The organism is Nostoc sp. (genome assembly GCF_036917235.1).
In the GTDB taxonomy this organism is placed as follows: Bacteria; Cyanobacteriota; Cyanobacteriia; order Cyanobacteriales; family Nostocaceae; genus Nostoc.
In genome coordinates this window covers 45,997-72,353 of sequence record NZ_JBALDU010000078.1, presented here as the reverse complement: position 1 = coordinate 72,353, position 26,357 = coordinate 45,997, and the positions used below count along the sequence as shown (strand labels likewise).

Annotated in this window: 17 protein-coding genes; 13 read left to right on the top strand and 4 right to left on the bottom strand. The window is 41.1% G+C overall.

Annotated features, from left to right (window positions below):
• Positions 1 to 109: 109 nt before the first annotated feature.
• Positions 110 to 1,186 (bottom strand): sensor histidine kinase, encoded by a 1,077-nt coding sequence (locus tag V7K44_RS22305; protein ID WP_334934434.1) that lies wholly within the window; start codon positions 1,184 to 1,186, stop codon positions 110 to 112.
• A gap of 331 nt (positions 1,187 to 1,517) precedes the next feature.
• Here V7K44_RS22305 and kdpA point away from each other — a divergent pair, with 331 nt between their 5' ends.
• From kdpA to V7K44_RS22285, 4 genes are all read left to right on the top strand, one after another.
• A complete protein-coding gene (kdpA, locus tag V7K44_RS22300) occupies positions 1,518 to 3,203 on the top strand; it encodes a potassium-transporting ATPase subunit KdpA (protein ID WP_334934432.1) in 1,686 nt (561 codons plus the stop codon).
• Between the two features lie 402 nt (positions 3,204 to 3,605).
• A complete protein-coding gene (kdpB, locus tag V7K44_RS22295) occupies positions 3,606 to 5,711 on the top strand; it encodes a potassium-transporting ATPase subunit KdpB (RefSeq protein ID WP_334934430.1) in 2,106 nt (701 codons plus the stop codon).
• Between the two features lie 338 nt (positions 5,712 to 6,049).
• The gene (gene kdpC / locus V7K44_RS22290) at positions 6,050 to 6,652 is read left to right on the top strand and encodes a K(+)-transporting ATPase subunit C (RefSeq protein ID WP_334934427.1); all 603 of its coding nucleotides are present in this window, start codon (positions 6,050 to 6,052) and stop codon (positions 6,650 to 6,652) included.
• Positions 6,653 to 6,713: 61 nt separating this feature from the next.
• A complete protein-coding gene (locus V7K44_RS22285) occupies positions 6,714 to 7,871 on the top strand; it encodes a universal stress protein (RefSeq protein ID WP_334934425.1) in 1,158 nt (385 codons plus the stop codon).
• 94 nt (positions 7,872 to 7,965) lie between these two features.
• Here the strand turns inward: V7K44_RS22285 and V7K44_RS22280 are convergent, their stop codons facing one another.
• Positions 7,966 to 9,381 (bottom strand): folate/biopterin family MFS transporter, encoded by a 1,416-nt coding sequence (locus V7K44_RS22280; protein ID WP_334934423.1) that lies wholly within the window; start codon positions 9,379 to 9,381, stop codon positions 7,966 to 7,968.
• 321 nt (positions 9,382 to 9,702) lie between these two features.
• On the opposite strand from V7K44_RS22280, the gene V7K44_RS22275 reads away from it, so the two are divergent.
• The 9 genes from V7K44_RS22275 to V7K44_RS22235 all read left to right on the top strand — a co-directional run bounded on the left by V7K44_RS22275 (position 9,703) and on the right by V7K44_RS22235 (position 23,008).
• Positions 9,703 to 10,137: a protein kinase domain-containing protein gene (locus tag V7K44_RS22275; RefSeq protein ID WP_442940711.1), complete on the top strand. Its 435-nt coding sequence runs from the start codon at positions 9,703 to 9,705 to the stop codon at positions 10,135 to 10,137.
• Positions 10,138 to 10,842: 705 nt separating this feature from the next.
• On the top strand, positions 10,843 to 13,653 hold the full coding sequence (locus V7K44_RS22270) for a beta strand repeat-containing protein (protein WP_334934421.1): 2,811 nt from the start codon (positions 10,843 to 10,845) through the stop codon (positions 13,651 to 13,653).
• A 204-nt stretch (positions 13,654 to 13,857) separates the two neighbouring features.
• Complete coding sequence (locus tag V7K44_RS22265; protein WP_334934419.1) at positions 13,858 to 15,342, top strand: sugar ABC transporter substrate-binding protein; 1,485 nt, start codon at positions 13,858 to 13,860, stop codon at positions 15,340 to 15,342.
• 12 nt (positions 15,343 to 15,354) lie between these two features.
• A complete protein-coding gene (locus V7K44_RS22260) occupies positions 15,355 to 16,800 on the top strand; it encodes an ABC transporter substrate-binding protein (RefSeq protein ID WP_334934417.1) in 1,446 nt (481 codons plus the stop codon).
• Between the two features lie 95 nt (positions 16,801 to 16,895).
• Positions 16,896 to 19,376 carry a hybrid sensor histidine kinase/response regulator gene (locus tag V7K44_RS22255; protein WP_334934415.1) on the top strand — a complete coding sequence of 827 codons (2,481 nt, stop codon included), beginning with the start codon at positions 16,896 to 16,898 and terminating at the stop codon, positions 19,374 to 19,376.
• Between the two features lie 623 nt (positions 19,377 to 19,999).
• Positions 20,000 to 20,812: a response regulator gene (locus V7K44_RS22250; protein ID WP_334934413.1), complete on the top strand. Its 813-nt coding sequence runs from the start codon at positions 20,000 to 20,002 to the stop codon at positions 20,810 to 20,812.
• A 755-nt stretch (positions 20,813 to 21,567) separates the two neighbouring features.
• Complete coding sequence (locus tag V7K44_RS22245) at positions 21,568 to 22,227, top strand: sigma-70 family RNA polymerase sigma factor (RefSeq protein ID WP_334934625.1); 660 nt, start codon at positions 21,568 to 21,570, stop codon at positions 22,225 to 22,227.
• A 56-nt stretch (positions 22,228 to 22,283) separates the two neighbouring features.
• Positions 22,284 to 22,436, top strand: coding sequence for a hypothetical protein (locus V7K44_RS22240; protein WP_334934411.1), 153 nt, complete (start codon positions 22,284 to 22,286; stop codon positions 22,434 to 22,436).
• Between the two features lie 176 nt (positions 22,437 to 22,612).
• Positions 22,613 to 23,008, top strand: coding sequence for an adenylate kinase (locus V7K44_RS22235; protein WP_334934409.1), 396 nt, complete (start codon positions 22,613 to 22,615; stop codon positions 23,006 to 23,008).
• A gap of 259 nt (positions 23,009 to 23,267) precedes the next feature.
• Here V7K44_RS22235 and V7K44_RS22230 read toward each other — a convergent pair whose 3' ends face one another.
• Together V7K44_RS22230 and V7K44_RS22225 are read right to left on the bottom strand one after the other, a co-directional pair.
• A complete protein-coding gene (locus tag V7K44_RS22230) occupies positions 23,268 to 24,842 on the bottom strand; it encodes an AAA-like domain-containing protein (protein ID WP_334934407.1) in 1,575 nt (524 codons plus the stop codon).
• Between the two features lie 5 nt (positions 24,843 to 24,847).
• On the bottom strand, positions 24,848 to 26,290 hold the full coding sequence (locus V7K44_RS22225; protein ID WP_334934405.1) for an AAA-like domain-containing protein: 1,443 nt from the start codon (positions 26,288 to 26,290) through the stop codon (positions 24,848 to 24,850).
• Between the last annotated feature and the right edge of the window lie 67 nt (positions 26,291 to 26,357).

Sequence of the window (26,357 nt, the reverse complement as noted above, 5' to 3'; positions counted from 1 at the left end):
ATTTGTCATTTGTCAGAAATTATTATTCTCCCCTGCTCCCCGATCACTGAGCGTAGTCGTTGGCGCAGCCTCTCGTAGAGAAGTGCTGCTCCCTCACTCCCCTGCTCCTTTAATTCCCCGGTGGTGGACAAGCCGGGAGTCGGAAACCAAACAGTGCGCCGCGTGGTGAGCGATTCTCTGCCCAAATTGTACCCCCATGAGCAGTAATAATTTGCCTGGTCAAATAAAGTCCTAGCCCAGAACCGGAGACGTGGCGATCGCTATTTCCTTGATAAAATCTCTCAAATAAGTGAGGTAACTCTTTTTCGGTAATGCCGGAACCAGTATCGAGTATTTTTACCACTTGATCGCTAGAATAACCTTCAAATACTACTTCCACTTTACCGCCACGAGGGGTATGGTTGATGCCATTACTCAGGAGATTGGTGAAGACTCGCCCAAGTTGCAAAGAATCGCCATTTACCCAGAGAAAGCTCCGAAAATCTGATTCGCCATAGTGCAGAGAAATATAAACCTGACGTGTTTTCGCTAGTTCACTCAGAGTAGCGACGATCTCCTCCGCCACTGTCACCAAGTTAACTGGTGATATCTGTAATTTCAGCCCTTCGGCATCATTGCGGTACACATCTAAAAGTGTTTGGACTAGTTGCAGTGTACTGCGATGACTACGAGCCATTGTTTGTAAGACTTTTGCTTGCATAGGTGTGATTTCACCGAATTGCTCATTTTGAAAATATTTCAGCGTTTCAATTGCTCCTAATAAGGGTGTTTTCAAATCATGCGTTAGGGTAGAAACAAAATCTTCACGCATGGTAGCTAGTTGTTCTTGGGAGCGTAATTGTGCTTGAGTAGAAGCGATCGCTTCTTCATTACGGTGGTTGCGATCGCTTAACCAACCTGTTACCAATAATGCCAACACTGCAATTAACCGATTTGCCAACGTGGGAGAATTAATTATTTCTCCTCCGGGAACAAACAAATTCAACAGTGTTAATCCTGTAGCTGCAAGAGTAATCCCCAAAACTGCTCTCCGATTCAATCGAGAATCTGCTAACAAAATTGTCCCTGTGTAAAGGTAGCCAAATACGTACTCAGGGGGTGTCAAATATTCTAGTATTATCACGATCGCAAAGGCGATCGCTATTAGTCCATAGGTCTTTACACGCTCATTTATAGCTTCTTTCATAGTCAATAATCGATTTAATATCGTCATTAGATACTTATAAGTGCGTGACCATCAGGTATTGGGGGCGGCAGCGGCGTTGCCGATGTTGTCAGGGAGCAATGCAATGGGGAATCTGAGTGTATAAGTTCTGCAAACTTGGAAAATGTATTGTATAAACAAATAATCCTAATCAGTTTAAATAGATGAATTAAAAGTAAAGATTAAATATTCTTAACAAAAACTTGAACAAGTATCTGGAAAATAGTGATAGCTGAAAATAGTAAATTCCTCAAAATCTGTTATTTCTAAAAATTGGTTTGCTAGGACTTAAATTTAATTTAGCGTAAAATATATGGGACAAGGTTTTTTGCAAATTGGCTTAACGCTGTGTATTGTCATAGCAATCACTCCATTATTCGGAAAATACATAGCGCGTGTCTTTTTGGGAGAAAGAACACTGCTTGATTTTTTAATGAACCCCATAGAGCGAAGTATGTTCGTATTTGCGGGTGTTCGGAGAAAAGATGACATGACGGGTTGGGAGTATATCCGGGCCATACTCTGTTGCAACACGGTCATGGCTATTTCAGTGTATTTTCTGATTTATTTTCAGAGACTCTTACCCTGGAATCCAAACGGCTTCGGTGCGCCCAATTGGGATGTATTGCTGCATACAACGATTTCATTTGTAACGAATACCGACCAACAACACTATGTAGGTGAGACAACCTTAAGCTATTTTAGCCAGGTAGCGGCTTTAGGCTTTTTGATGTTCACCTCCGCAGCCACCGGTTTAGCCGTGGGAATTGCCTTTATTCGTGGGTTGACGGGTAGAAGACTGGGAAACTTTTACGTCGATCTCGTCCGTGGAATTACGCGAATATTGCTACCGATTTCGATTATTGGCGCGATCGCTTTGTTGGTAACAGGTGTACCACAAACATTAGCTGGGACTATGGATGTGACAACCTTAGAAGGTGGGACGCAATATCTGGCCAGAGGCCCGGTGGCATCCTTTGAAACGATCAAACTTTTGGGCGAGAACGGCGGCGGCTTTTTTGGTGTCAACTCTGCACATCCTTTTGAAAATCCCAATGGCGCTTCTAACTTGATAGAAATGCTTGCCATGATTTCTATCCCAGCAGCCTTGATTTACACTTACGGTATATTTGCCAATAACATCAAACAAGCTTGGCTACTTTTTTGGATGGTGTTTGTGATTTTTGTTATTTTGGTGGGAGTGACAGCCGTGGGAGAATTACAAGGTAATCCCCTGGTTAATACCGCCTTTGGATTAGAACAGCCCAATTTAGAGGGTAAAGAAGTTCGATTTGGTTGGGCACAAACAGCATTTTGGGCAGTGATGACTACCGCTACTATGTCTGGTGCTGTGAACGGAATGCATGATTCTTTGATGCCGCAAGGAATATTTTCGACTCTCTTCAACTTATTTATCCAGGTTATCTGGGGTGGTCAGGGAACTGGAACAGCTTACTTATTTATTTACTTAATTCTCACAGTGTTCCTAACTGGACTAATGGCAGGACGTACCCCAGAGTTTTTAGGACGCAAAATTGAAAAGCGGGAAATCGTTCTCGCTAGCGTAGTGCTGTTGATTCACCCAATTTTAATTTTGATCCCCAGTGCGATCGCTTTGGCTTATCCCATCTCCCTATCTGGAATTAGCAACGCTGGCTATCACGGTATTTCTCAAGTAGTTTATGAATATGCCTCAGCAGCAGCAAATAATGGTTCGGGCTTGGAGGGCTTGGGGGATAACACCCTGTGGTGGAACTTGAGTACTTTAGTTAGTCTAATCGGAGGACGCTACATTCCGATGATTGCCATTCTACTGCTAGCTGACGGGATGTCTCGCAAACAACCAGTACAAGAAACCCCTGCAACCCTAAGAACTGATTCTCTAGTATTTACTGGGATCACAGCTGGAGTAACGCTGGTTTTGGGAGTATTAACTTTCTTTCCCGTTCTGGCTTTAGGCCCCATAGCTGAGGGTTTGAAACTAGCATCTGGCAGTTAGAAAAGTTATGAGTTATAAGTTTGAAATTAAGAAAATATCAAAAAATAATTCAGGAGGCAGGAGGAAGGAGTAACCCAGACTTAAAAGTGTGAGATTCAAGCAAGAAAGGTTATATAGCTGTAGTCAGATATGTTACGACAGTGTTGAATTGCTCAACGCCCTGCTAACATCACTCAGCTATATCTTGCGCTACGCGCCTCGTACCAGTATCTTATTTTTAACTGGGTAATTACTCAGAACTAGAGTTTTCATTCATACTTATTTCCTCCTGGCTCCTGCCCTTATCTTATAAATTATCCGGTTTCGTAGGATGCGTTACTAACGCATCCTACAGGTTGGGTATTTTTTTATTAGAAGTTCCTATAACTCCTAACTCCTAACTTCTCACTGCTAACTTTATTTATGAATCCAGTGGCAACTAACTTCAAAGCTAGACGCCCAAGTTTTCGTTCTGGCGATCGCCGCCAAAAACGTAAAAAGACTAGGGCAAATAATAAGTGGCTGTACTTAAGAGCAATTAGAGATGCTTTTGTCAAACTCAACCCTAAGTATGCAATCAAAAATCCAGTAATTTTTGTGGTTTGGGTAGGGACAATCATCATCCTATTGCTAACGATCGATCCCAACCTATTTGGCCCAGCCCTGCAAAAGAACCCGCAAGTTTTCAACGCCTTGTTGTCGGGGATTTTATTCTTTACAGTTTGGTTTGCCAATTTTGCCGAAGCAGTGGCAGAAGGGCGGGGTAAAGCCCAAGCCGATGCCTTGCGGTTAACAAAGTTAGAGGCGATCGCGAAAAAACTTGCTGCCGATGGCACACTTAGTGAAGTTTCATCCACCAGCCTTAAACAGGGCGATACCATCTACGTCGTTGCTGGCGATATTATCCCCGCCGATGGTGAAGTAATCATGGGTGTGGCCTCAGTGGATGAATCGGCAATTACTGGGGAATCTGCACCAGTATTAAAAGAATCAGGCTCCGACGTTGCTAGTTCTGTCACTGGTGGAACGCGGATTATCTCAGATGAACTGATTATCCGTATTACTACTGACCCAGGCAAAGGCTTTATTGACCGGATGATTACTTTAGTAGAAGGGGCAGAACGCAGCAAAACACCTAATGAAATTGCCCTAACGGTATTGTTGGCAGTTCTCAGCTTAGTGTTTTTGTTAGTCGTAGTCACCTTGCCCGCCCTTGCTTACTATGTCAACAGTCCAGTCAGCGTCCCAATTTTAATTGCCTTATTAGTAGCGTTAATTCCTACCACCATTGGCGGCTTACTAAGTACCATCGGTATTGCTGGTATGGATCGAGTTGCCCAATTTAACGTCATTGCCACATCAGGACGAGCAGTCGAAGCCTGTGGTGATATCAACACTTTACTTCTTGACAAGACAGGTACAATTACCCTCGGCAATCGTCTGGCGGAAGAGTTTATTCCTCTCAACGGTCATTCAATGTCGGAAATTGCTAATGTTGCCTGGGCAGCTAGTGTCTTTGACAATACACCAGAAGGAAAATCCATTGTCCGACTAGCAGAAAAGTTAGGCGCACGGTTTGATTTTGACTCCACTCAGGCAGAAGGAGTTAGTTTTTCCGCCAAAACCCGGATGAGTGGGACGAATTTACCTGGTGGGTATGAGGCCAGAAAGGGAGCAGTAGAAGCTATTAAAGGATTTGTCCGTTCCCGTAATGGACGCGATATACCAGAATTGGATGCTGCCTACGAAAGAGTTTCTCGCCTGGGAGGTACACCCCTAGCAGTTAGCTTAGATAACGAAATCTATGGGATTATTTATCTCAAAGATATAGTTAAACCTGGTATCCGCGATCGCTTTGAGCAACTGCGACGGATGGGAGTGCGTACCATCATGCTAACTGGAGACAACCGAATTACCGCTTCTGTCATTGCCAAAGAAGCTGGGGTTGATGACTTCATTGCCGAAGCCACACCAGAAGACAAAATCAGTATCATTAAACAGGAACAAGCAGCAGGTAAACTGGTAGCCATGACGGGAGATGGAACTAACGATGCTCCCGCATTAGCCCAAGCTAACGTCGGTGTGGCGATGAATACGGGAACGCAAGCTGCAAAAGAAGCCGCTAACATGATCGATTTGGACTCCGATCCGACAAAGCTACTCGATATCATTGGTATTGGTAAACAATTATTGATTACTCGCGGGGCATTGACGACATTTTCTATCGCTAATGATATTGCTAAATACTTTGCAATTATCCCAGTGATATTTGTCGCTGCTAACTTGCAAAGCCTGAATATTATGAATTTGACTAGCCCTAAATCTGCTGTACTCTCAGCATTGATTTATAATGCTTTGATTATTCCCGCTTTGATTCCCTTGGCATTAAAGGGTGTGAGGTTTAGACCACTGACAGCTAATCAGTTACTCCAACGCAATATCTTAATTTACGGCTTAGGTGGGGTGATTGCGCCGTTTATTGCAATTAAATTGATCGATGTACTGATTACACTTGTGGGCTTGGCTTAAGGATAGCAAAAGTAGAGACGCTGAGAAACGATCGCATCTTGACCAAAGTAAAATAATAAACATTTTTACTTTTACCTGTTGACGGGAGGGACAAGAAGAATATAAATAAATATCGTTTTCATTCAGCACTGCTTTGAGGATATCCTTTGTTTAGTCGCAATGGCATAAACAACATCTACCACTCGCTATTTTTATCTTGCTGTGCTTGAATGTGGTAACTGACCCAGTTGTTGTTTATGCTGTTGCTAACAGTATCTTATAACCTCCTGTTAGGTGGGCAAAAAAATTAAAAATTAAAAATTAAAAATTAAATTTTAGGCGCAATTGGAAAACTTTTTATGGCTATTATTCGAGAAACCATCAGAGCAATTTTTATAACTCTAATGCTTTGGTTGTTGACTGCAATCATCTATCCGCTGGGAATTCTTGTAGTGGGTCAAGTTTTTTTGCCCTATCAAGCTAATGGCAGCATCATGCGGAATCTAAGTAATGAACCAATTGGTTCGGCTTTGATTGGTCAAGTGTTCACATCTGAGCGATATTTCCATTCTCGTCCTAGTACTGTTAGATACAGCCAAGGAAAAAAAGCCAAGCCAACTGGCATATCTGGAGCTAGCAATCTCGCTGCCAGCAATCCAGAACTACTAAAGCGGATTTTAGAAGAAGCAGATAAATTGCGAGACGAAAATCTTCAACCAATAGCCGATATAATTTATACCTCTGGTTCTGGTTTAGACCCGCATATTTCCTTTAAAGCAGCACGGCAGCAATTGACGCGAGTTGCTGGTGCGCGGGGAGTAAAAGAAGATGAAATTTTACCTTTAATTAATAAGTATACTGATGACAGATTTTTATGGATTTTTGGCGAACCGGGAGTTAATGTTCTCCGATTGAATTATGCTCTTGATTTGCAAGATATTAATCGTCAGCAAAATCAGTAAATAGTCATTGGGCATGGGACATTGGCAATGATGGTTTTCCCATGCAATAGGAGTGCTAGAAATGTCAGATAATACTAATACTGGTTCAACTGAAAATGCGCCTTTAAATTCTGCAAGTTACTCGCTTTATCCGGCACGACGACGGGGTAAGCATAAAATCTTTATTGGCATGGCTCCTGGAGTAGGCAAAACCTACCGGATGCTAGAAGAGGGACACGCATTCAAACAGGAAGGAATTGATGTTGTCGTTGGGTTGTTGGAAACCCACGGACGCAAGGAGACAGCTGAAAAGGCAGAGGGACTGGAAATTATACCCCGTAAGCAATATCCTCGCGGTGAGTTGACGCTGATGGATATGGATACAGATGCTATTTTAAAGCGATCGCCCCAATTAGTTTTAATCGATGAACTTGCTCATACCAATGTCCCTGGTTCTGCACGCGAAAAGCGCTACGAAGATGTAGAAGTAGTTTTGGCAGCCGGTATTGATGTCTACTCCACGATGAATGTGCAACATTTGGAAAGTCTCAACGATCTAGTAGCCAGAATTACAGGTGTGGTAGTCCGTGAGCGGGTTCCTGACAGAATTATGGATGAAGCAGATGAAATAGTGGTAGTGGATGTCACACCGGAAACACTGCAAGAACGGTTATTAGAAGGCAAGATTTATGCACAGCAAAAAATCCAACAATCCCTCGATAATTTTTTCCAACGCCGTAACCTGATTGCTTTGCGGGAGTTGGCTTTGCGGGAAGTGGCAGACAATGTGGAAGGAAATGCGATCGCCTCTACTCCTAACGGACAATTTTGTAATATTCACGAGCGGGTTTTGGTGTGTGTATCTACTTATCCCAACTCAGTGCAATTGTTACGCCGGGGTGCGAGACTGGCTAACTATATGAACGCGCCGCTTTATACCTTGTTCGTAGCCGATCCAGAACGCTTCCTCACCAAAGAGGAAAGCTTACACATTCACACTTGTGAGAAACTGTGTAAAGAATTTGAAGGTACTTTTCTTCGTGTTACCAACAGTAATATAGCTAATGCGATCGCTGAAGTCGCTGAGAGACATCGTATCACCCAAATTGTTATTGGAGAAAGTCAGCGATCGCGCTGGCAAATGCTGCTCAAAGGATCTTTGACGCAAAAATTAGTGCGCTTGCTCAAAAACATCGATTTGCATATTATTGCCAGCGAAAAAATGGTTTCATCCAAATAGGGCAGGGGGCAGGGAGAAAGAAGTGAAAGTCTTTGTGTCTGATGTATGAGTCCTACACTTTTTATCTCATTTACTTGAAAACTGCCGTATTACACTATTCTAATATTTCCGACTTTGGTTCTCTCAGTACCAACTCAGGGATCAAATCAGGCGAAAATGATTGTTCCTCATTTTTGAGTGTCTCAGTTTGTTCTTCAGCAGCAGGTAGCCAGTTGATAAATGGTAGGGGTAATAGGGTGCTGAGGTTAGTAATTAGCACCAAGAGCCAAAGTGATTCAAAGTTCGTTGCGGTAATCCCCAGCCAATACGTGATTAATGCCCCGAATGCTTGGGAAACTGTTCCGGCTGAATTATAGACTGACATTAACAAGGCAAATAATGTCGCTTCTACTCCAGAAGGACAAAGCCTTGCTGCTAGAACCATCACTTGCATGAAGACAATTTTCCCCATCACAGTGAGAATCAGGCTATCACCCAAACTAAACCAGTGGTCATCTATACCCAATAGCCTGTTTGTGTGAGTCACTAACAACAGCATCGTCATCCCCAAAATTGACGAAAGGACAGTACTCCAAGCAAAAATCACGCGAAAAGGGATGCTTTTGAGGAAACGTTGAAAAATCCAAACACCTGCCAAAGAAGCAAAACTTCCCACCAAGTTTACTCGCCCCAAGAATTCTGGTTCAAAGTGAAGTTCGTTGGTAGAGAAGTAGAAAAAGGCTGATTCAGCATTTGGGGTAGCTTGCCAGATGAAGATAAATGCCATTGGTAGCCAAATTGTTTTTTGACTAATGGCTTGGCGTAGCTGCTCCAGCTGATGTTTGATTGGTAAAGAGTTGGTGTGATTACTATCTTCAGCATCTTGGTTAACGGGGGACTCAGCAATTAACCAAGCTACCCCTGAAACGATCAGAGGAAATAAAGCGGTAATCCCAAAGACGGTACGGGCAGTAAAGTATTGGAGTAGTAGACCGCTACAGTAGGCTGTTATTAAACCTCCGATCGCAGAAGCACCCCAGGATAGAGATTGTAGTGAGCCGGCTTTTGCTTGCGATTCGCCTCTGGCTCGTTCTACAACCAGCGAGTCAACGATAACATCACTCATGGCGACGGAGAGAGAACTAAGAGCGATCGCTAAGGTAGCTGCCCAGCTAGTATTAACTATTGTGGCCAGACTCATCCAAGAAGCAGTTCCCAGTATCCCGGATAAAATCAAGTAAGGACGGCGACGATAGCCAAATATAGGCAAGCCATCAGAGATAAAACCAAACACCGGCTTGATCATCCAAGGTAGGAAGACAATTCCCAATAGCGCCGACACCTGGACTGGACTCAGCATTAGTTCATCTTTGAGGAAAAAGCTAACGGCTAGACGCGATAGCCCTAAAATTCCTTGAACAAAGTAAACGGTGAGAATTGCAATTAACTCCGCATTTGGTTCATTACCCAAGAAGATTTTTTGTGTTAGTGAGTCTTTGACCTTGGACAAGCCAGATGATTGATCTACCATTCGATAAATATTTTTTAATTTTTATTTACTTGTCTATCATATCGATTCCGAGGAGGTGGGTTTTTTCTCACCTTTTTCCTTTGGTTTCTTCTTGGAGTATTATTTAAGGCTTTTCTAACAACTTTTCTTTCTTCTAGGAAGATGTTCTCGTTTCTGAACGGCTATTCGCCTTTGAATTTGGGACATCAAATACAGTTCTATCTACTTCGATAATTTGCCCCTGTGAGTTGTCTCAAAAGACACACATAAACTGGCGTTACTGATTTGGGAACAATAAATTCAGAAATCACCAGGGTTTAGTAGCATGGTCAGTATTCCCGGATACGACTCTACAATGGTTCCAGAACTCTAGTTTATCGGGGGTATCGAGAAACTGACTCATTACCTGTAGTAATTAAACTGCTAAAAAATTCATATCCCAGTTTCAGCGATCTGTTACAGTTTCGCAATCAGTACACAATTGCCAAAAATATTAACTCATCTGCGATCGTCCAAACTTACAGTCTGGAGGCGTATCAAAATGGTTATGCGTTGGTAATGGAAGATTTTGGTGAGATTTCTCTGAAAGATTATTTTGCTTGTTACCAGACGGCAGATATGGTGTCTTTACAAGAATTTTTACTTTTAGCGATCGCTCTGTGTGATGCATTAGATATCCTAATTCATTATCGGATTATTCACAAAGATATTAAACCCGCCAATGTTTTAATTAATCCAGAAACTAAATTTTGCTCGTTAGTGGTTATGAAGACATGAAGAACACATAAAGATAAGTACTGACATTATACGGATCGGCAAATAATGTGAAGAGTATGCAAAGATATGTCTTTAAGTGTGGACATCTCAGTAAATATTCAGATATGTTTATCAAAGTGTTATTTAGATGTTCCTTATTTTTAAGCTACATACCCACGGGCAACAGCCCACAACAATTGCATAAAAATTCTTTCCCTATAGAAAGTGAATTATTCTCTATATTTACGACAGTAGGGCTACGCTTTTATAAGAAATATAAAGTGTTGGTTTTAAGCATTTAAGCTTAATTTTTCGGCACTTTGTCAGTGATGGCTGGGTTGATCTGCGGATCAAGAATGATAAAAAAAGCGTGAAACCATCTGTTTTCCTAAATACACGCTCATAAATATGTACAATGCTTAAGACTTAGATAGTCGTAAATAGCATTATTACTGGTACAAATAACGAATTAAAAGGAAATAGGGAATAGGTAAAGAATTTAACTTTGAATCTTCTGCCTCCTGCCTTTTTCAAGTCAGTTAGATAAGTCCTACTTGCAAGCTTATCAATAGGGTAAATCTTCGAGAAAATCGCTAGCCCTCAAGGGTGACATAAAAGTATGTCGAAAGCGTTAGCTCTCGGCAATTTCTGTGTGTCCTTAAACAACATTAACAACAAGTTAATAGCTGAAGTTACTCAAAATATCGATTCAGGAAGGTAAGAGTTATGGTGAATATCATTGGAACCAACGGTAAGGATACTCTACTGGGTACTCAGGATGGAGATACAATCAACGCTAAAGTAGGTGATGATATCATCGATGGCAAAAATGGCAACGACCTTTTAAGCGGTGATGCCGGAAATGATACCCTCATTGGTGGCCCAGGGAATGATACTCTCCTTGGTGGTACGGATAACGACTCTCTCCGTGGTGGTACGGAGAGTGACTCCCTACGTGGTGGTACTGGTAATAACCTGCTGCGGGGTGATGAGGGAAATGATACCCTTGATGCTTCCTATTCTTCTGGAAATAACATCCTCAGTGGAGATGCAGGGGATGACTACCTTGATATTAGCTATTCTGCTGGCAACAATACGGTTTCAGGCAAAGACGGCGATGATTCCTTTTACGCTGATGAAGTCCGGGGTAGAAACACTCTAAATGGAGGCGCTGGTAATGACACGTTCTATTTGTCCGCCTCAAAAACTGCCCCCTATTCCTTAACGACTGAAAGTGTAAATGGAGAAACAGGTCAGGATTACTTGTCTGTATATTACACCCGTGCTAGCAGTAGAATCATTTCGAGTTTCGATGCTGCTACTAACACAGGCTCAATTAGGGCTGGCACAAATCGGATTAACTACACCAATATCGAACAATTAGAAATTAGAGGTACAACCTACGCTGATTTTATTGTCGGGAGCAATGGCAACGATTTACTCTTCGGAGGCAGTAGTGGCAACGATTCAAATTATGGCAATGATACGATTTTTGGCGGTGAAGGTAACGATTACTTGAATGTTGATTATTCAACCAGCGATAACATCCTTAACGGTGGTGCTGGTAACGATCAATTCAGTGCTACCTCTTCAACAGGCAATAACCTAATCTCTGGTGGTGATGGTAATGATAATCTCTCTGCGTCTAAGACAGATGGCAATAACACCCTCAACGGTTGTGCTGGTGACGATCAATTAGATGCTAATTATTCAACAGGCGATAACATCCTCAATGGAGGAGATGGCAATGATTCTCTTAGCGCCTCTCGCGAATACGACTATTCCTCCTCTTTTACCTCCGGTGATAACACTCTCAATGGTGGTGCTGGTGACGATCAATTGAGTGTTAACTATTCAACAGGCGATAACATCCTCAATGGGGGGGATGGCAATGATTCTTTCTTTGCCTCTGGCTACTACGACGACAAAAAAGCCGAGGGTAGGTTTGGTAATAACATTTTTAATGGAGAGAATGGTAATGATTCCTTCTCTTTCGTCCTATATACTTCTCCACCTTCCTTAGCGACTCAAACAGTAGATGGGGGGACAGGTAACGATTTGTTGAGCGTTTCGTATATTTATCCTAGTGGGGGAATCACTTCAACATTCAATGCTGCTACTAACACTGGCTCGATTAGGGCGGGCACTGATCTGATTAACTACAAAAATATCGAAGGATTACATATCTCTGGTACAGCCTACAATGACTTGATTGTGGGGAGTAATGGCAACGATACTATCTCGCTCTACGGGAGTAGTAGTGGCAATGATACTATCGATGGCGGAAAAGGTGATGATTTATTAGAAGGCTATTATTATACTAATTCTAGCGGGGGTCAGGGAATCACAACGACTTTCAATGCTGTTACTAACACTGGCTCCATTACATCAGGTACGAATCAGGTTAGCTACAAGAATATTAAACGATTAAATATCTCAGGTACAGCCTACAATGACTTGATTGTAGGTGGCAATGGCAATGATACACTCACCGGAGGCGATCGCGGCAAAGATACTATAGATGGAGGGAAAGGTAACGATTTGTTATCTTTCTATAACTATTCCATCGGCCAGGGAATCACAACGACATTCAATGCTGCTACTAATGCTGGTTCAATTACAGCAGGCCCGAATCAGGTGAGCTACAAGAATATCGAACAATTAAATATCTCAGGTACAGAATACGATGATTTGATTGTAGGGAGCAATGGCAACGATACCCTCGCTGGGGGACGTGGAAATAACACGATTCTCGGCGGTACAGGTAAGGATTACTTGAGTGCTGACTCTTCAAATGGTAATAATTTGCTCTCTGGTGGTGATGATAATGATTCTCTTAACGTCTCTGGCTCCTACGACGACTACCGAGGCAATTTTGATCTCGATGCTATCTCTGGTAAGAACACCCTCAATGGTGGCGCTGGTGACGATAACTTAGTTACTAACTATTCATCAGGCAATAACCTACTGAATGGGGGCGATGGCAATGATACTCTGACAGCCGCTGGTTCAGCCTCCTTATATTCCTTTTATGGAGCTTATACTGTCTCTGGGAATAATACGCTCAATGGTGGTGCTAATGACGATCGCTTGATTGTTGACTATTCATCAGGCAATAATCTACTGGATGGAGGCGATGGTAATGATACTCTCACAGCCTCTGGCGCTTCTGGTAAGAACACCTTCAAAGGTGGCAAAGGTAATGATAACCTTTATGGAGGAGCGGGTACTGATACATTTGTTTTCAATAGTTTCAGTGAAGGCGTTGATAGTATTTATAACTTCAACGTGACTAATGAACTGATTCAGGTATCGGCTGCTGGTTTTGGTGGCGCGTTATCATCAGGTTTACTCTCAGCTACCTCTTTTACTCTTGGAGCATCTGCAACAACGAGCAATCAGCGATTTATCTATAACAATAGTACAGGCGCACTATATTTTGACCAAGATGGTAGTGCGGGTGGATTTGCTCAGGTACAATTTGCACAACTATCTGGTGGAGTGTCACTAAGTCAAAATAATTTGCTAGTTGTTTAATCCTCAACCCTACAGTCAAATAGAAATCTTCAGAATGCGAGGTGTTATATTAAGCACCTCGCATTTGAATAATTACTCCAATCGGTTCAAGGAGCAAGCAGTTGCCCATTTCTTTTAAGAGCGATCGCTTGTAAATTATTGAGAGATCAACAAAAAGCCTTAAATTGAGTATATGTATTCAGTTTAAATATAAGCTCTATAAGTGTGGTGTCCAGAAAAAAAGCCAGTCAGATTACTCAAATCTTGAAGAGTCAGCAGAGAGCTAAAGAAGCTTTTAGCGTAGTACCAAGACTAACCAGCCGTCGCTACGCACTCATAGCATTAATCCTCTGCTTGATAATTGTTGCTTGCACTAACACATATCAATCCTCCCCTTCCCCACTTAATAAGTTATCCAGTGAAACTACCGATTTAAGGATTTGGTGGGATAAAGGTTTTACTCAGGAAGAGGATGAAGCTCTCAAGCAACTAGTTAGCGAGTGGGAAAAACAAACTGGCAACAAAATCAAGCTTTCTTTATATTCCACTGATGAGCTAACACGGAAGATTCAAAGAGAAATTCAGGCTGGGAACCTACCTGATATTGTTACCAGTTATACTGCCGATCGAGAAATTATTCCCCGTTTAAGTTGGGAAGGCAAACTCGCAGATGTATCAGATGTAATTGAGCCACTTAAAAGTTTTTACCCGAAAAAAATCCTTAAAACTGTTCAGTCTTATAACAACGTTACTCAAAAGCGAAGCTATTATGCTCTGCCAATGAGCCAAGCAACTATTCACATTTTCTACTGGCGAGATTTGCTAAAGCAAATAGGTCGTAAAGAAAGTGATATACCAAAGGATTGGGATGCTTTTTGGGAGCTTTGGAAACAAATACAGGATGATTTGCGGACAAAAAAAGTACCAGAGACAAAACAGAATATTTATGGGTTAGGATTTACTTTCGGCATTAGTTCTGCGGATACATACTACTTATTTGAGCAGATTTTAGAAGCATACGACGTGCAAATTTTAGATTCTAAAGATCAACTCCTCCTTGACGATTCGCAAGTGCGTCAAGGTATTATTAACAGCTTAAAATGGTACACAAATTTTTATCAGCAAGGCTACGTCCCACCAGATGCTGTAAATTGGTTGAATCCAGACAATAATCGTAGCTTACTTAATCAAAGCGTAGTTATGACTCCTAACAACTCGCTTTCAATTCCTGCTGCTGTGCGGCAAAACCCTGATACATATTATCAAAAGCTTGGTATCTTAGAGTTTCCAAATAAACCCAATGGCTTGCCAATGCGCTACTTAATTACGGTTAAGGAAGCGTTTTTATTTGCCGAGTCTAAGAAACAGAAACTAGCTAAGGAGTTTCTTGCATACTTAATACAACCAGAGGTGATGGGGAATTATCTCAAGGCTTCTGGAGGTCGTCATTTACCAGTTTTAACATCGGCGTGGGAAGATCCTTTTTGGAAAAATTCCAAAGATCCCTATCTATCAGCTGCCATTAATATATTTCTCAATAGAGAAACTCGCCCATTTTATTTTGTCCAAAACCCAGCTTATAGCTTGGTTTTAAAAGATAATATCTGGGGTAAGGCGCTCAATCGAATTGTTGTAGATAAAATTTCTTCAGAGCAAGCAGCTGATGAAGCGATCGCACGAATTAAGCAAATTTTTGACCAATGGCAGTAAGCTTTTATAAAGATGATATTTAAAAGAAAAGCTAGTGAAATTGCTAAAGGCTCTCAGAATCGGGCACAATATCACCATTATCGCAGATATGTGTTCATCGTATTGACACTCAGCTTGATAATTATTGCTTGTACTAACACCTCTCAATTAAAACAATCTTCAGTCACCCATTCCCCTACTGACAACACAGTTTTAAAGATTTGGTGGGATAAAGGTTTTACTGTCGATGAGGATGAAGCAATCAAGCAGTTGGTGAGCAACTGGGAAAAACAAACTGGTAATCAAGTCAAACTTTCCTTCTATATCGGCGATGAGTTACCGCAGAAAGCGCGTAGGGCCATTCACGCGGGTAATCCACCCGATATCATGATGAGTTACGGCGCTGAGAGAGCGTTGAATCCGCATTTGGCTTGGGAAGGGAAACTAGCGGATGTAACGGATGTAATTGAGCCAGTCAAAAATCTTTATCCTGAATATGCCCTGCAAGCTGTTAATTATTATAATAATGCTGCAAAAAAGCGAAGCTACTATGCAGTTCCAATTAATCAGGCAACCGTTCATATTTTTTACTGGCGAGACTTGCTAGAGCAAATAGGTCGCAGTGAAAGGGATATCCCCAAAGATTGGGATGGTTTTTGGCAGTTTTGGAAACAAGTACAAAACAATGTGCGGGCAAAACAGCAAAAACAGGATATTTATGGGTTAGGTTTTCCTTTTTCTATTGGAGCTTCAGATACCTACATCTTTTTTGAGCATATTTTAGAAGCATACGATGTGCAAATTCTCGACTCAGAAGGTAAACTCCTGATCGACGAGCCAAAGGTGAGACAAAAAATTGTCCAGGCATTAGATTGGTATACCAAATTTTACCAACAAGGTTATGTGCCACCAGATGCACTCAATTGGTTAAATCCAGATAATAATCGCAGCTTGCTCAACCGTATGGTGGTGATGACTCCTAACAACACCCTCTCAATTCCTTGCTCTGTGCGCCAAGATCCCGACACCTATCGCCATAAGCTTGGTATTTTAAAATTTCCCAACAAACCCAACGGCAAGCCAATGCGTTATCTACTCACACTTCGGCAAGCAGTGTTGTTCGCCGATTCCCAGCAACAGAAAAAAGCTTTGGATTTTCTTGCATATCTCACCCAATCACAGGTGATAGGTAAGTATCTGAAAGCTACTGGAGGTTGTAATTTACCTGTCATCAAGACACTTTGGCAAGACCCATTTTGGAAAAACCCAACTGACCCACACGTTTCAACTGCGGTCAAGACGGTGACGGAAGGTTCAACGCGGTTGTTTTATTATGTCCAAAACCCGGCATACAGCGTAGTGTTAGAGGAGAATATCTGGGGAAAAGCTCTTAATCGAATAATTGTAGATAAAATTTCTTCAAAGCAAGCAACTGATGAAGCAATTAAGGAGATCAAACAAATTTTTGCTCAATGGTAATCAATAATTATTTATATTAACTAAAGGAATAACCTATCTGCATGAATAATAAAAAAGATAAATATCTTTAGAATAAGAGACAAGTTGTAAATAGTATGAACTTCTGGAATCAGCACCTAACTATTAAAGTTGCCAGTTCCTTCTTATTCCTATCTTTGGTAACTGTAGGTGTAGTAGGAGGATTTGCTTTCCTCAATGCGAGGGAAGCTTTAAAGCAAGCTGCTTTTGAACGACTCAGTGCTGCTGCCACTCTGAAAGAAGAAGAAATTACCCGTTGGTTTGAAGACCAAGAACGAGACTTTCTCTTAGTAACTCAGTTTCCAGATGTACAAAATAATTTTCAAATACTTTTAAATTCCAAAGCCACGGACGCAAATTATCGTAAAGCTTACAAAGTTCTCTCAGCTTATCTCGCAAATATGGCAAACATCAAGCCAAGTCTGGGAGAAATTTCCATTCTTGACCGGAGCAATCGGATTATTTTATCTACTAATAAGCAGCGTGAAGGTCAATATGAAATTTCAGCTAACATCACCTATATTGAACAGATTCAGCCAGGAGACTCTTTTGCCCCCATCTTTTATGCCTCACCGATTACTGGTAAGCCATCAGTGACTTTTGCAACTCCTTTACGTGATACAGCCAAGGTACGTCAAGGTATTCTTTTAGCCGATCTAAATTTAGGCAGAATAGATCAAATTGTACGGGAACGTACAGGCTTAGGTAAGAGTGGAGAAACTTATTTAGTTGGTTCTTTAGTAACTAAAAACGCTTTTATTTCTAAAGATAAAGATAAAACACCGGACTTTTCTCAAGGAGTTAGTAGCCAAGGTATTGATGCAGCAATGGGTGGAATTAGTGGTCAAGGACTTTATCCAAACTATGCTGGAGTGTTAGTAATTGGGGTATATCACTGGCTCAATGACCAAGACCTAGCCTTAATGGTGGAGATGAACCAGGAAGAAGCCTTTGCGCCGGCTCGGCGATTAGCAGGGACGATGATGCTAGTGGGATTCTTCTCAATGGGATTTCTATTGATTGGAGTGTCTTGGCTAACGCGACAGTTAAAAATTTCTGGCGAACAGTTAGAGAATTACAGCCATAGATTAGAACTAAAAGCCAAAGAAGCCGAAACTGCCAACCGTGCTAAAAGCGAATTTCTTGCAAACATGAGTCACGAACTTCGTACTCCTCTTAACAGCATCCTTGGCTTTACTCAGCTAATGATGCGCGATTCTTCTATCAATGACTCTCAGTTGGAACATTTAGAAATTATCAGTCGCAGTGGAGAACATTTGCTTACCTTGATTAATGATGTGTTGTCAATGTCCAAAATTGAAGCGGGTTTAACGACACTGAACAACAATAGCTTTGACTTGTACACTCTACTTGATTCACTTGAAGAGATGTTTCAAATTAAAGCGGAATCCAAAGGTTTACAGTTGATGTTTGAACGTAGACCTGAAGTTCCTAGATATGTGCATACAGATGAAAGTAAATTGCGTCAAATCTTAATTAACCTCCTTGGTAATGCTATCAAATTTACTCAAGAAGGTGGCGTGAGTTTGCGAGTTAGGATGAAGGAAGAAAGTAAACTACAGCAACAAGAAGGGACACAAGTAACAAAAAACTCCCGCCCTTCATTCTTCTGGCTTCATTTTGAAGTCGAAGATACCGGCACAGGGATTGCACCTGCCGAAATTGAAAAGTTATTTAAGCCCTTTGTCCAAACAGAAGCAGGTCAGAAATCTCAGCAAGGAACAGGTTTGGGCCTAACTATTAGCCAACAATTCGTGCATCTAATGGGGGGAAGTATTACTGTTAGCAGTACTTTGGGTCAAGGAACGATTTTTTCTTTTGATCTCCAAATTAGTCTAGCAGAAGTAGCTGAAGCTCCACTTCGACAGCTAAAACGACGAGTAATTGGTTTAGAGCCTAATCAACCAAAATACCGAATCTTAGTAGTTGAAGATAAATGGGAAAATCGCGAACTCCTAGTCAAGATGCTAGTATCCCTTGGCTTTGAGGTACGTCACGCTGAAAATGGTCAAGAAGGGGTGACTCTTTGGGAAACCTGGGAACCGCAACTGATTTGGATGGATATGCGGATGCCTGTAATGGATGGGTATGAAGCTACTAAAGAAATTAGAGCTACTTTAAAGGGTCAAGCTACTGTCATTATTGCCCTAACTGCGAGTGCTTTTGATGAGGAACGCTTTGTGGTTTTATCGGCTGGCTGTAACGATTTTGTACGTAAGCCGTTCCGAGAGGAAGTAATCTTGAATATGATGTCTAAATATTTAGGGGTGCGTTATTTATATGAAGAGAAACCCCTTCAAAAAGACGAATTTGCCGAAAATTCCGACCTCAAACTTTTATCATTAGAAGAGATGCTGACTCAGATGCCCACTGAGTGGGTAGCACAGCTACACCAAGCGGCACTGTGTACTGATGAAAAGCTGATTTTTAGCTTGCTTGAGCAAATTCCTGAAGAATCTGCTCTTTTGACAAACACTCTGTCTGCTTGGGTTAATAACTTTCGCATTGATAAAGTTATTGATTTAACACAACTGTAAGAAATGATTTTTGAATCAGAGTTCAAAAGTCAGAACAAGAAAGTGGGGATTGAGACCTGCCACTAATTAAAGAGCGCTAAGAGGATGTCTGAAAACTTTTTAGTGTTGTATTCGAGACTTGTAGATCCCCCTAAATCCACGCCACATGCTTCTCCCAAGGGGAGACGCTACGCGAACAAGTCGGGAAACCGCAAGGGCGCAGTGGCTCCCCTTAAAAAGGGGGACTTTTAGAAGTTTTCCCTCCTTGGAAAGCTACGGTGTATACACAAATCTGAACTGGCTCAAGAATCTGGGTTTTACCCCACCCTAACGACCGTCCGAATTCAATAAACGACCGCCCGAATTCAATAAACGACTGGATTTAAGAAGAAATTTGATTTGTGTGTACACGGTAGCCTTGGAAAGGGGGGCTAGGGGGATCGGACGAAATATTTAATACTTCTCAGACATCCTCTAAATTTTTCTGTAGCGAATGCACCAGAAAATTTGGTGGGGATCTTAAACCGATTCATTCACCAGTCTGACTCCAATTAAATTCTAAATTCTGATTTATGACCGGAGCTAACGGAAACGTCTCCGGCTCCGCTCCTGAATTCTTTTCTGATAAATTAGTTCTCATAAATATGGATAACCATCAAGTTCAGCTACCAAAAGCAAATATTCTTGTTGTTGATGATACACCCGATAATCTGCGACTTTTATCCGCTATGCTAACTCAGGTTGGCTATGAAATTCGGAGAGTTATTAACGGACAAACAGCTTTGAAAACAGCACAAGCTGCACCGCCCGATTTAATTTTGCTTGACATCATGATGCCAGAAATGAATGGTTATGAAGTCTGTCAACATTTGAAAGCCTCGGAGAAAACCCGCGACATACCGGTGATTTTTATTAGCGCCTTGGATGAAGTTTTTGATAAAGTTAAAGCTTTTGCAGTCGGGGGAGTGGATTATATTACCAAACCTTTTAGTGAAGAAGAGGTTTTTGCCCGTGTAGAAAATAACTTGACTATCCGCAGGTTGCAAAAGCAACTGACCCAGCAAAATATACTTTTGCAACAGGAAATTAGCGATCGCCAAAAAGCAGAATCAGCACTGCGCCTCAGTCAGTTTTATTTAGATAAATTTAAGGATTCTATCTTTTTTGTAAATTCGGATGCCCAGCTTGTCTACGTGAATGAATCCGCTTGTCGTCATCTTGGCTACTCCCGCGCCCAATTATTGACCATGACTGTTTACGATATCGATTCAAATTTTTCGACGGTTACTTGGCGATCGCACTGGCAGGAAGTTAGACAGAAAGCCTCTCTCACTTTTGAGTCTACTCAACGAACTCAAGATGGTCAAGACATAGCCGTGGAAATAACTGTCAATTATCTGGAGTTAAACGGACAAGAATACCATTGTGCTAGTGTCCGCGATATCACCTCCTGCTAACACCATTTCAGCAAGCCGCTAAAGTGTTTTGTATAAAAACTTCTGTAAATGAATAAGTAGTCTGAAATTACTGGAAGATACCTTTAGTCAATACTTCTAATCCAAAACTGCTAACACAGGTGGCAAAAGAGATTTTTTCTGACGTTACCGACATTTTTCACATAAATTAATAAAACTTTGACCGCAAAATTCCTGACGAATCACTTACTTTTTCATGCTGTTAAAAAGTAAGTGATTCATTTAAATTAAAGGTATGGTCAAAGTAAACTTCAATCCAAAACCTTAAGCACGTCTAATAAGTAGGAGCAGAACGGAAAACCCCAACAGTAACAGGTTCTTCTGATTTGCATTTTACATTTAATTATGTCCTCCTACTGAGTTGATTATGTAGATTGAATTGAGTCGGTGAGCAAAAGGGTATTGCCCATTGCAACTATAGCGTTATTACCTCTGATATCTGACAGATAGTGACAGCATCAAAAATCAAGCAAAGAGATGCTTTGTAGTGTATCAAGCTAGCAAAGTATGCCCAAAAAATAAACTTGAGGAAAGAAAATAAGATGCGAAAAAATAGTATAAACCAAGATTTTATCCCGCCTGAAGAAGCAATTCATCGCTGTATTCAGGCATCCGAGCAAGGAAATACCGATCGGGTGAGCAACAGTTCTTTGACTGTAAAAGATATTACTACTGATTTAGGCATTCAGAGTCATTCACTACCAGTAAACCAGGAAGTCAGGTATCCGTTGTCTAGCATTTCAGCTAAGGAGGATCTAAATGAACAGCTAGCATCCTTAGTTAACCAAGCTTGTAGACATTCACCTGGAAGCCGTCAACGTCAGAAGTTGCTCACGCAAATCATTCGTTTGACACAAGGTAAACTCTGGAAAGAAAATACTCCCTACTATCAAGACGCACTGCAACAAACTTGGTTGTATTTCTGCCGCAACGTTTGTGATGGTCTGACAGGTCAAGCCTATGACTCTACTCAAGGTAGTGTGATGAATTGGCTAGATGCTTACCTAAAACGCAGACTACAAGACTTTTATCTCAAACAAAATCGGGAACAAGCCACAACAGTCTCCTTTGGGGTTCATCAATCTAAGTCGGGTGAGATTGGTGAAACTATAGACCCGATAGATAATATACCAGCTACCCCCCAAGCGCCTCCCATTTTGGAAAACCTGGAGATATGGGTGGAGACAGACTCGGATATGGAATTACGTAGTACTCACATTAAAGGGCGTCCAGACGTAAATTGTCAGGTATTAATTCTCAAACGCTTACCCCCGGAAGTTAGCTGGAAAGAATTATCTAAAGACTTTGGGCTGCCAATTGCGACATTAAGCAGTTTTTATCAACGGCAGTGTCTACCACGGTTGCGGAAATTTGCTGAGATAGAGGGTTTGTTATAAACCAATATAGTTCAGTTAAGGCTCAAATCTATGTAATCGAGCTATAATTCCCAAAAATGGAAAGAAAGTGTGACGCATCTCAAAGAATTCTCACTGCTGTCTCCCAAGATACGAAGTACGAGATATTCAAAGCAATAGAGACAGCTATCCCAGCACAAATCATTGAACAAGCGATCGCAAATATAACTATTCTTCGGATTGCTAGTTAATTGGATGCAATTGTCTGAGTTTTCTTTAGCAGTAATAGATATAGCGTAGATGGTGTCAGGAATAAAATAGTACATTTTTGCGCTACTCTATGTATCATTTAAGTATTATAAAAGAAATTCCTATTCTTTCTTGACAAGCCTTGTTGTCTGTTGAAGTATATTGCCCTAAAACGAAAATGGCTGTGAAAAAAGTAGCGGTATTTGGCAATGCTGGAGGTGGTAAATCAACTCTGAGTAAAAAATTATCAGAAATTACTGGTTTATCACTTCACGTTTTGGACAAGATAAAGTATTTCGCTGGAGGTGCTGAAGTTCCTCATGAAGACTACAAGCATATCCATCAGGAAATTTTACAAACTCAAAGATGGATTATTGACGGTTTTGGTTGCATGGAAACACTCTGGCCAAGACTTGACGAGGCGGATACTCTGGTTTTTGTCGATTTACCACTATATGTCCATGTTTGGTGGGTAACTAAGCGATTCATCACAGGTTACTTTCAACCGCCTGAAGGCTGGCCACAAAATAGTCCTATATTGAAAAGTTCGCTTAAAAGCTACCGCGCGCTTTGAGTTATGCCACAAATTTTTGACTCCAAAGTATCGTGAATATATCAAACAAGCTCAAAGCAGCAAAAGTGTTTATCATATTCGCTCAACTAAAGAGATTTTAGACTTTTTTGAATTAATTCAAAATAAAATTAACTCTTAAGAGGCTATTTATAAAGTAAAAATAAAATTATTGTAGGAGAGCCAGTTCGCCCTTGCGGTTCCTCATAAAATTCTAGACACTGATAGCGAAGCAGCGTTTCTTGCAAATTGCGAATTGGTATTACGGGTAATGTAGTAAATGCTGTGAAGTCACTGAACAGTGCTTTTTATACTGGAAAGTCACCATCCCCAATCCTAAAACAACTATCAATGCCCAACCGAACGCACCTATAAAAAATAATCTTTGAAATCTAGCTGCTTTTTGCTCTTGAACGAGTCTAGCTTTAACTTCTTTAGTTCGTTCTGCTTCTAACCATGTCTCAACTTCTCGCCGATCGCATTCTTGGCTTGCTGCTAAAAACTGATAATCCAAATCGCTCAAGCTTTTGCCTTGTGACCAAGCTAAAGCTTCATGTAAAGCTGTCCCGCGTAATAGTCGCGAATTATCACAGCGATCTGAGGCTACCCAAGCGTTAAATGCTTGGGAGTAGGGCCGTAATTTTGCTAATTGTTTTTCTACCCAAGTTTGGTTAAAAACCTCTTCATAAATCCGGTTCTTTACTATTAATTGCCCTTGCTGCTTGGTTACTAACCCCGATAAAAGCAGTTCTATTTGTTCTTCTCCATCATCACTAGCTATCTGAATTCCTTGTAAAATTTGCTGGTACAATCCCAGTAAACCTCCAGCACGCTGTTCATTGATCAACAGGCGATCGCGGATTGTTTTCAAATGCTCTGGATCGTCCTTTGCCTCCCATTTGTCAATAATATGGGTTTGTACTAGTTTTTCTAAAACTAACAAGGGAAATTGGTAATAAAAATTTATCAGATGTTGATTAATAATGGGTAAATGGTTATCCAATTTATAACGCTCGTCAACTTCTATGCTTCTGTGTTCCTGAACATCTTTGCTTCCACAGTTTCTTTCTTGCACTACTATCTGACATAGTTTTTGAGTCAGAAATGGCTGACCATTTGTCCAAGCCAAAATGTCTTTGATAACTGCCATCGGATTAGCTACTTTACTTTCTAAACCTGCTGCTAATGGCTGAACTTCCGATAAGTTAAAGCCGTGTAGTTCAATAGATTTACCGATATTAAATGGGGTACAGTTGCGATCGGCAATCAAATCTGAAGGTGTTGCTACTCCGAATAGTGCCCAAGTTAGGCGGTTATATTCTGGATTTTCGGCGCGTTGATTGTAGCATGACCGAATTAGGGTAAAAAAATCAACTACAGGAAAATTTAAGCCTAAAACACTATCAATTTCATCAATAAAAATAAATATTTTTTCAGTTTTTAGTTCAGCTAACAAAATATCTTCGACAAATTGACTCAATCGCTGTAATGCAGGTAAATCTTCCCGCTCCGACCACCAAGCTTTTATATTAACTTTGCTAAAGAGATTAAAGCTTCTTAATAAGTCAACCACTATGCCCTTATACCACTGAGCAGGAGTAATATTGCCGTTGCCGATGCGAGTCATGTCGATAGATGCACAACTGTAACCTATTTGTTCTAATTTATACCTTGTTTGTAACCGCAAGCTAGATTTACCCATTTGTCGGGAACTAAATACATAACAAAATTCACCTTGAATTAGCGCATTATAAAGTTCAAAGTCAGCCTGTCGTTCTACATAACTAGGAGCATCGACTTTGAGACTACCGCCAATTTGATATTCGTACTTATTCATTGCATTTAGCCTAATTGCTCTTGGAAATAGAGGCGATACAATTCACAGCTAGGCATTGCCTGATTTCCTTCAAGTTTTACCAGACCCATACTTTCTAATTTATAGGCAGCGATCGCTTCTAGTTGTACACTTGTTGGAGAGGTAACTACCCGTTTAAGTGCGATCGCTAATTCGGGATGTTCTTGGAGATTGGCTAGATGATGCCGTAAATAGTTGCTATAAATACCGGCAATTGTCGGAGCCTCTTTTAGTAGCTGCTCTAAGGTTACTGTTTGATTTCCCAGGTTATAAAGAGCCAGACGAGCTAGATAGGGATGACCACCAATCATCGCTCGTAGAGGAGCCAACTTTTCTAATCCTTTCTCACCTTTGGCCCAATCCAATCCATGACGCACCGCCAATTCCTGCATCTGCTCTAAATTAAATTCTGGTAACTTAATCGGTAATCCCACATTGAAAGGGGATTGATTAATATCTAATGGGATATAAGCTTCAGTGGCATGAACTACTAGTAATCGAAGTTTTTGCCAGATTTCTAATTCGGAAGCATCTTCATACCAGGAGCGCAGTAGCGGGAGAAAATCCCTAGAGATTTCTGGATACTCGAAAATCCGATTCACTTCATCCAAAGCTAAGACTACCGGAGCGTCGATTTTTTCGAGTAAATATTCTTGTAAATACAATGTGCAGCTAACTTTGCTGCCAATATCCTCATCCCAATAATCATCCAGTCTGATTTCTAAATTCAACTGCCGACTGACGTTAGCACAAAACCATCGTAAGAATTTTTCCAAGCTAGTGAAAACTTGACTATCTGCTCTCTGTAAACCGATCTGTACAGTGTGTACGCCAGTCTGTTTAGCGTGAGTCAGAATTCTATGCATTAGGGAAGTTTTTCCCATTTTGCTGGGGGCTTTGATTCTGATTAGGCTTCCAGGTTTATTAATTTCGGTATATGTGCGTTCTTCAATTGGCGGACGCTCTATGTAAAAAGAGGAATTGAGCGGCACTGAGCCACCAGGATTTTCTAAGAAGTCGGGATTAAGGACTGCGGCTTTTCTCTCATCTTGCTTTTCGATTACCAAAGAAGACGCTGATATTCCATCTTTGGCTTTGCTTGTTGGCTGAGACTGTCTCAAGACTGCTGGCACAGGTTGTAGTTTTTCTGAGATAACGCTATTTTGCGTAGGCAAAGCCCGCTGGAGGCTTCGCCGTCTCAATACTGAGCGAAAATTACTTTTTGTCACCTCTTCCCCGAAAGCTTGTGAAAGTAACTTCCATAACTTGGAACCAACATCTTTTATATAATTGGCATCATAACCACAGCTTTCGGCGATATCTGGATAAGTTTGTCCTTCCCAAGCTTGACGAAATATTATTTCCTGAACATCACTTAAGCCATGTTCAAGAAATGTATCTAAAATTACTAGCGCTTCTTCTATATTCATTTGTAAAAAGAATAAACTTTGTTTTAAATAAGACTGTAGCGGAATTTTTCATAGTTTTTTCCTTATT

Excerpts from the sequence above, each read along its gene's own strand:
- V7K44_RS22305 (WP_334934434.1), bottom strand. The coding sequence starts at position 1,186 with ATGAAAGAAGCTATAAATGAGCGTGTAAAGACCTATGGACTAATAGCG.
- kdpA (WP_334934432.1), top strand. The coding sequence starts at position 1,518 with ATGGGACAAGGTTTTTTGCAAATTGGCTTAACGCTGTGTATTGTCATA.
- kdpB (WP_334934430.1), top strand. The coding sequence starts at position 3,606 with ATGAATCCAGTGGCAACTAACTTCAAAGCTAGACGCCCAAGTTTTCGT.
- kdpC (WP_334934427.1), top strand. The coding sequence starts at position 6,050 with ATGGCTATTATTCGAGAAACCATCAGAGCAATTTTTATAACTCTAATG.
- V7K44_RS22285 (WP_334934425.1), top strand. The coding sequence starts at position 6,714 with ATGTCAGATAATACTAATACTGGTTCAACTGAAAATGCGCCTTTAAAT.
- V7K44_RS22280 (WP_334934423.1), bottom strand. The coding sequence starts at position 9,381 with ATGGTAGATCAATCATCTGGCTTGTCCAAGGTCAAAGACTCACTAACA.
- V7K44_RS22270 (WP_334934421.1), top strand. The coding sequence starts at position 10,843 with ATGGTGAATATCATTGGAACCAACGGTAAGGATACTCTACTGGGTACT.
- V7K44_RS22260 (WP_334934417.1), top strand. The coding sequence starts at position 15,355 with ATGATATTTAAAAGAAAAGCTAGTGAAATTGCTAAAGGCTCTCAGAAT.
- V7K44_RS22255 (WP_334934415.1), top strand. The coding sequence starts at position 16,896 with ATGAACTTCTGGAATCAGCACCTAACTATTAAAGTTGCCAGTTCCTTC.
- V7K44_RS22250 (WP_334934413.1), top strand. The coding sequence starts at position 20,000 with ATGGATAACCATCAAGTTCAGCTACCAAAAGCAAATATTCTTGTTGTT.
- V7K44_RS22240 (WP_334934411.1), top strand. The coding sequence starts at position 22,284 with ATGGAAAGAAAGTGTGACGCATCTCAAAGAATTCTCACTGCTGTCTCC.
- V7K44_RS22235 (WP_334934409.1), top strand. The coding sequence starts at position 22,613 with ATGGCTGTGAAAAAAGTAGCGGTATTTGGCAATGCTGGAGGTGGTAAA.
- V7K44_RS22230 (WP_334934407.1), bottom strand. The coding sequence starts at position 24,842 with ATGAATAAGTACGAATATCAAATTGGCGGTAGTCTCAAAGTCGATGCT.
- V7K44_RS22225 (WP_334934405.1), bottom strand. The coding sequence starts at position 26,290 with ATGAATATAGAAGAAGCGCTAGTAATTTTAGATACATTTCTTGAACAT.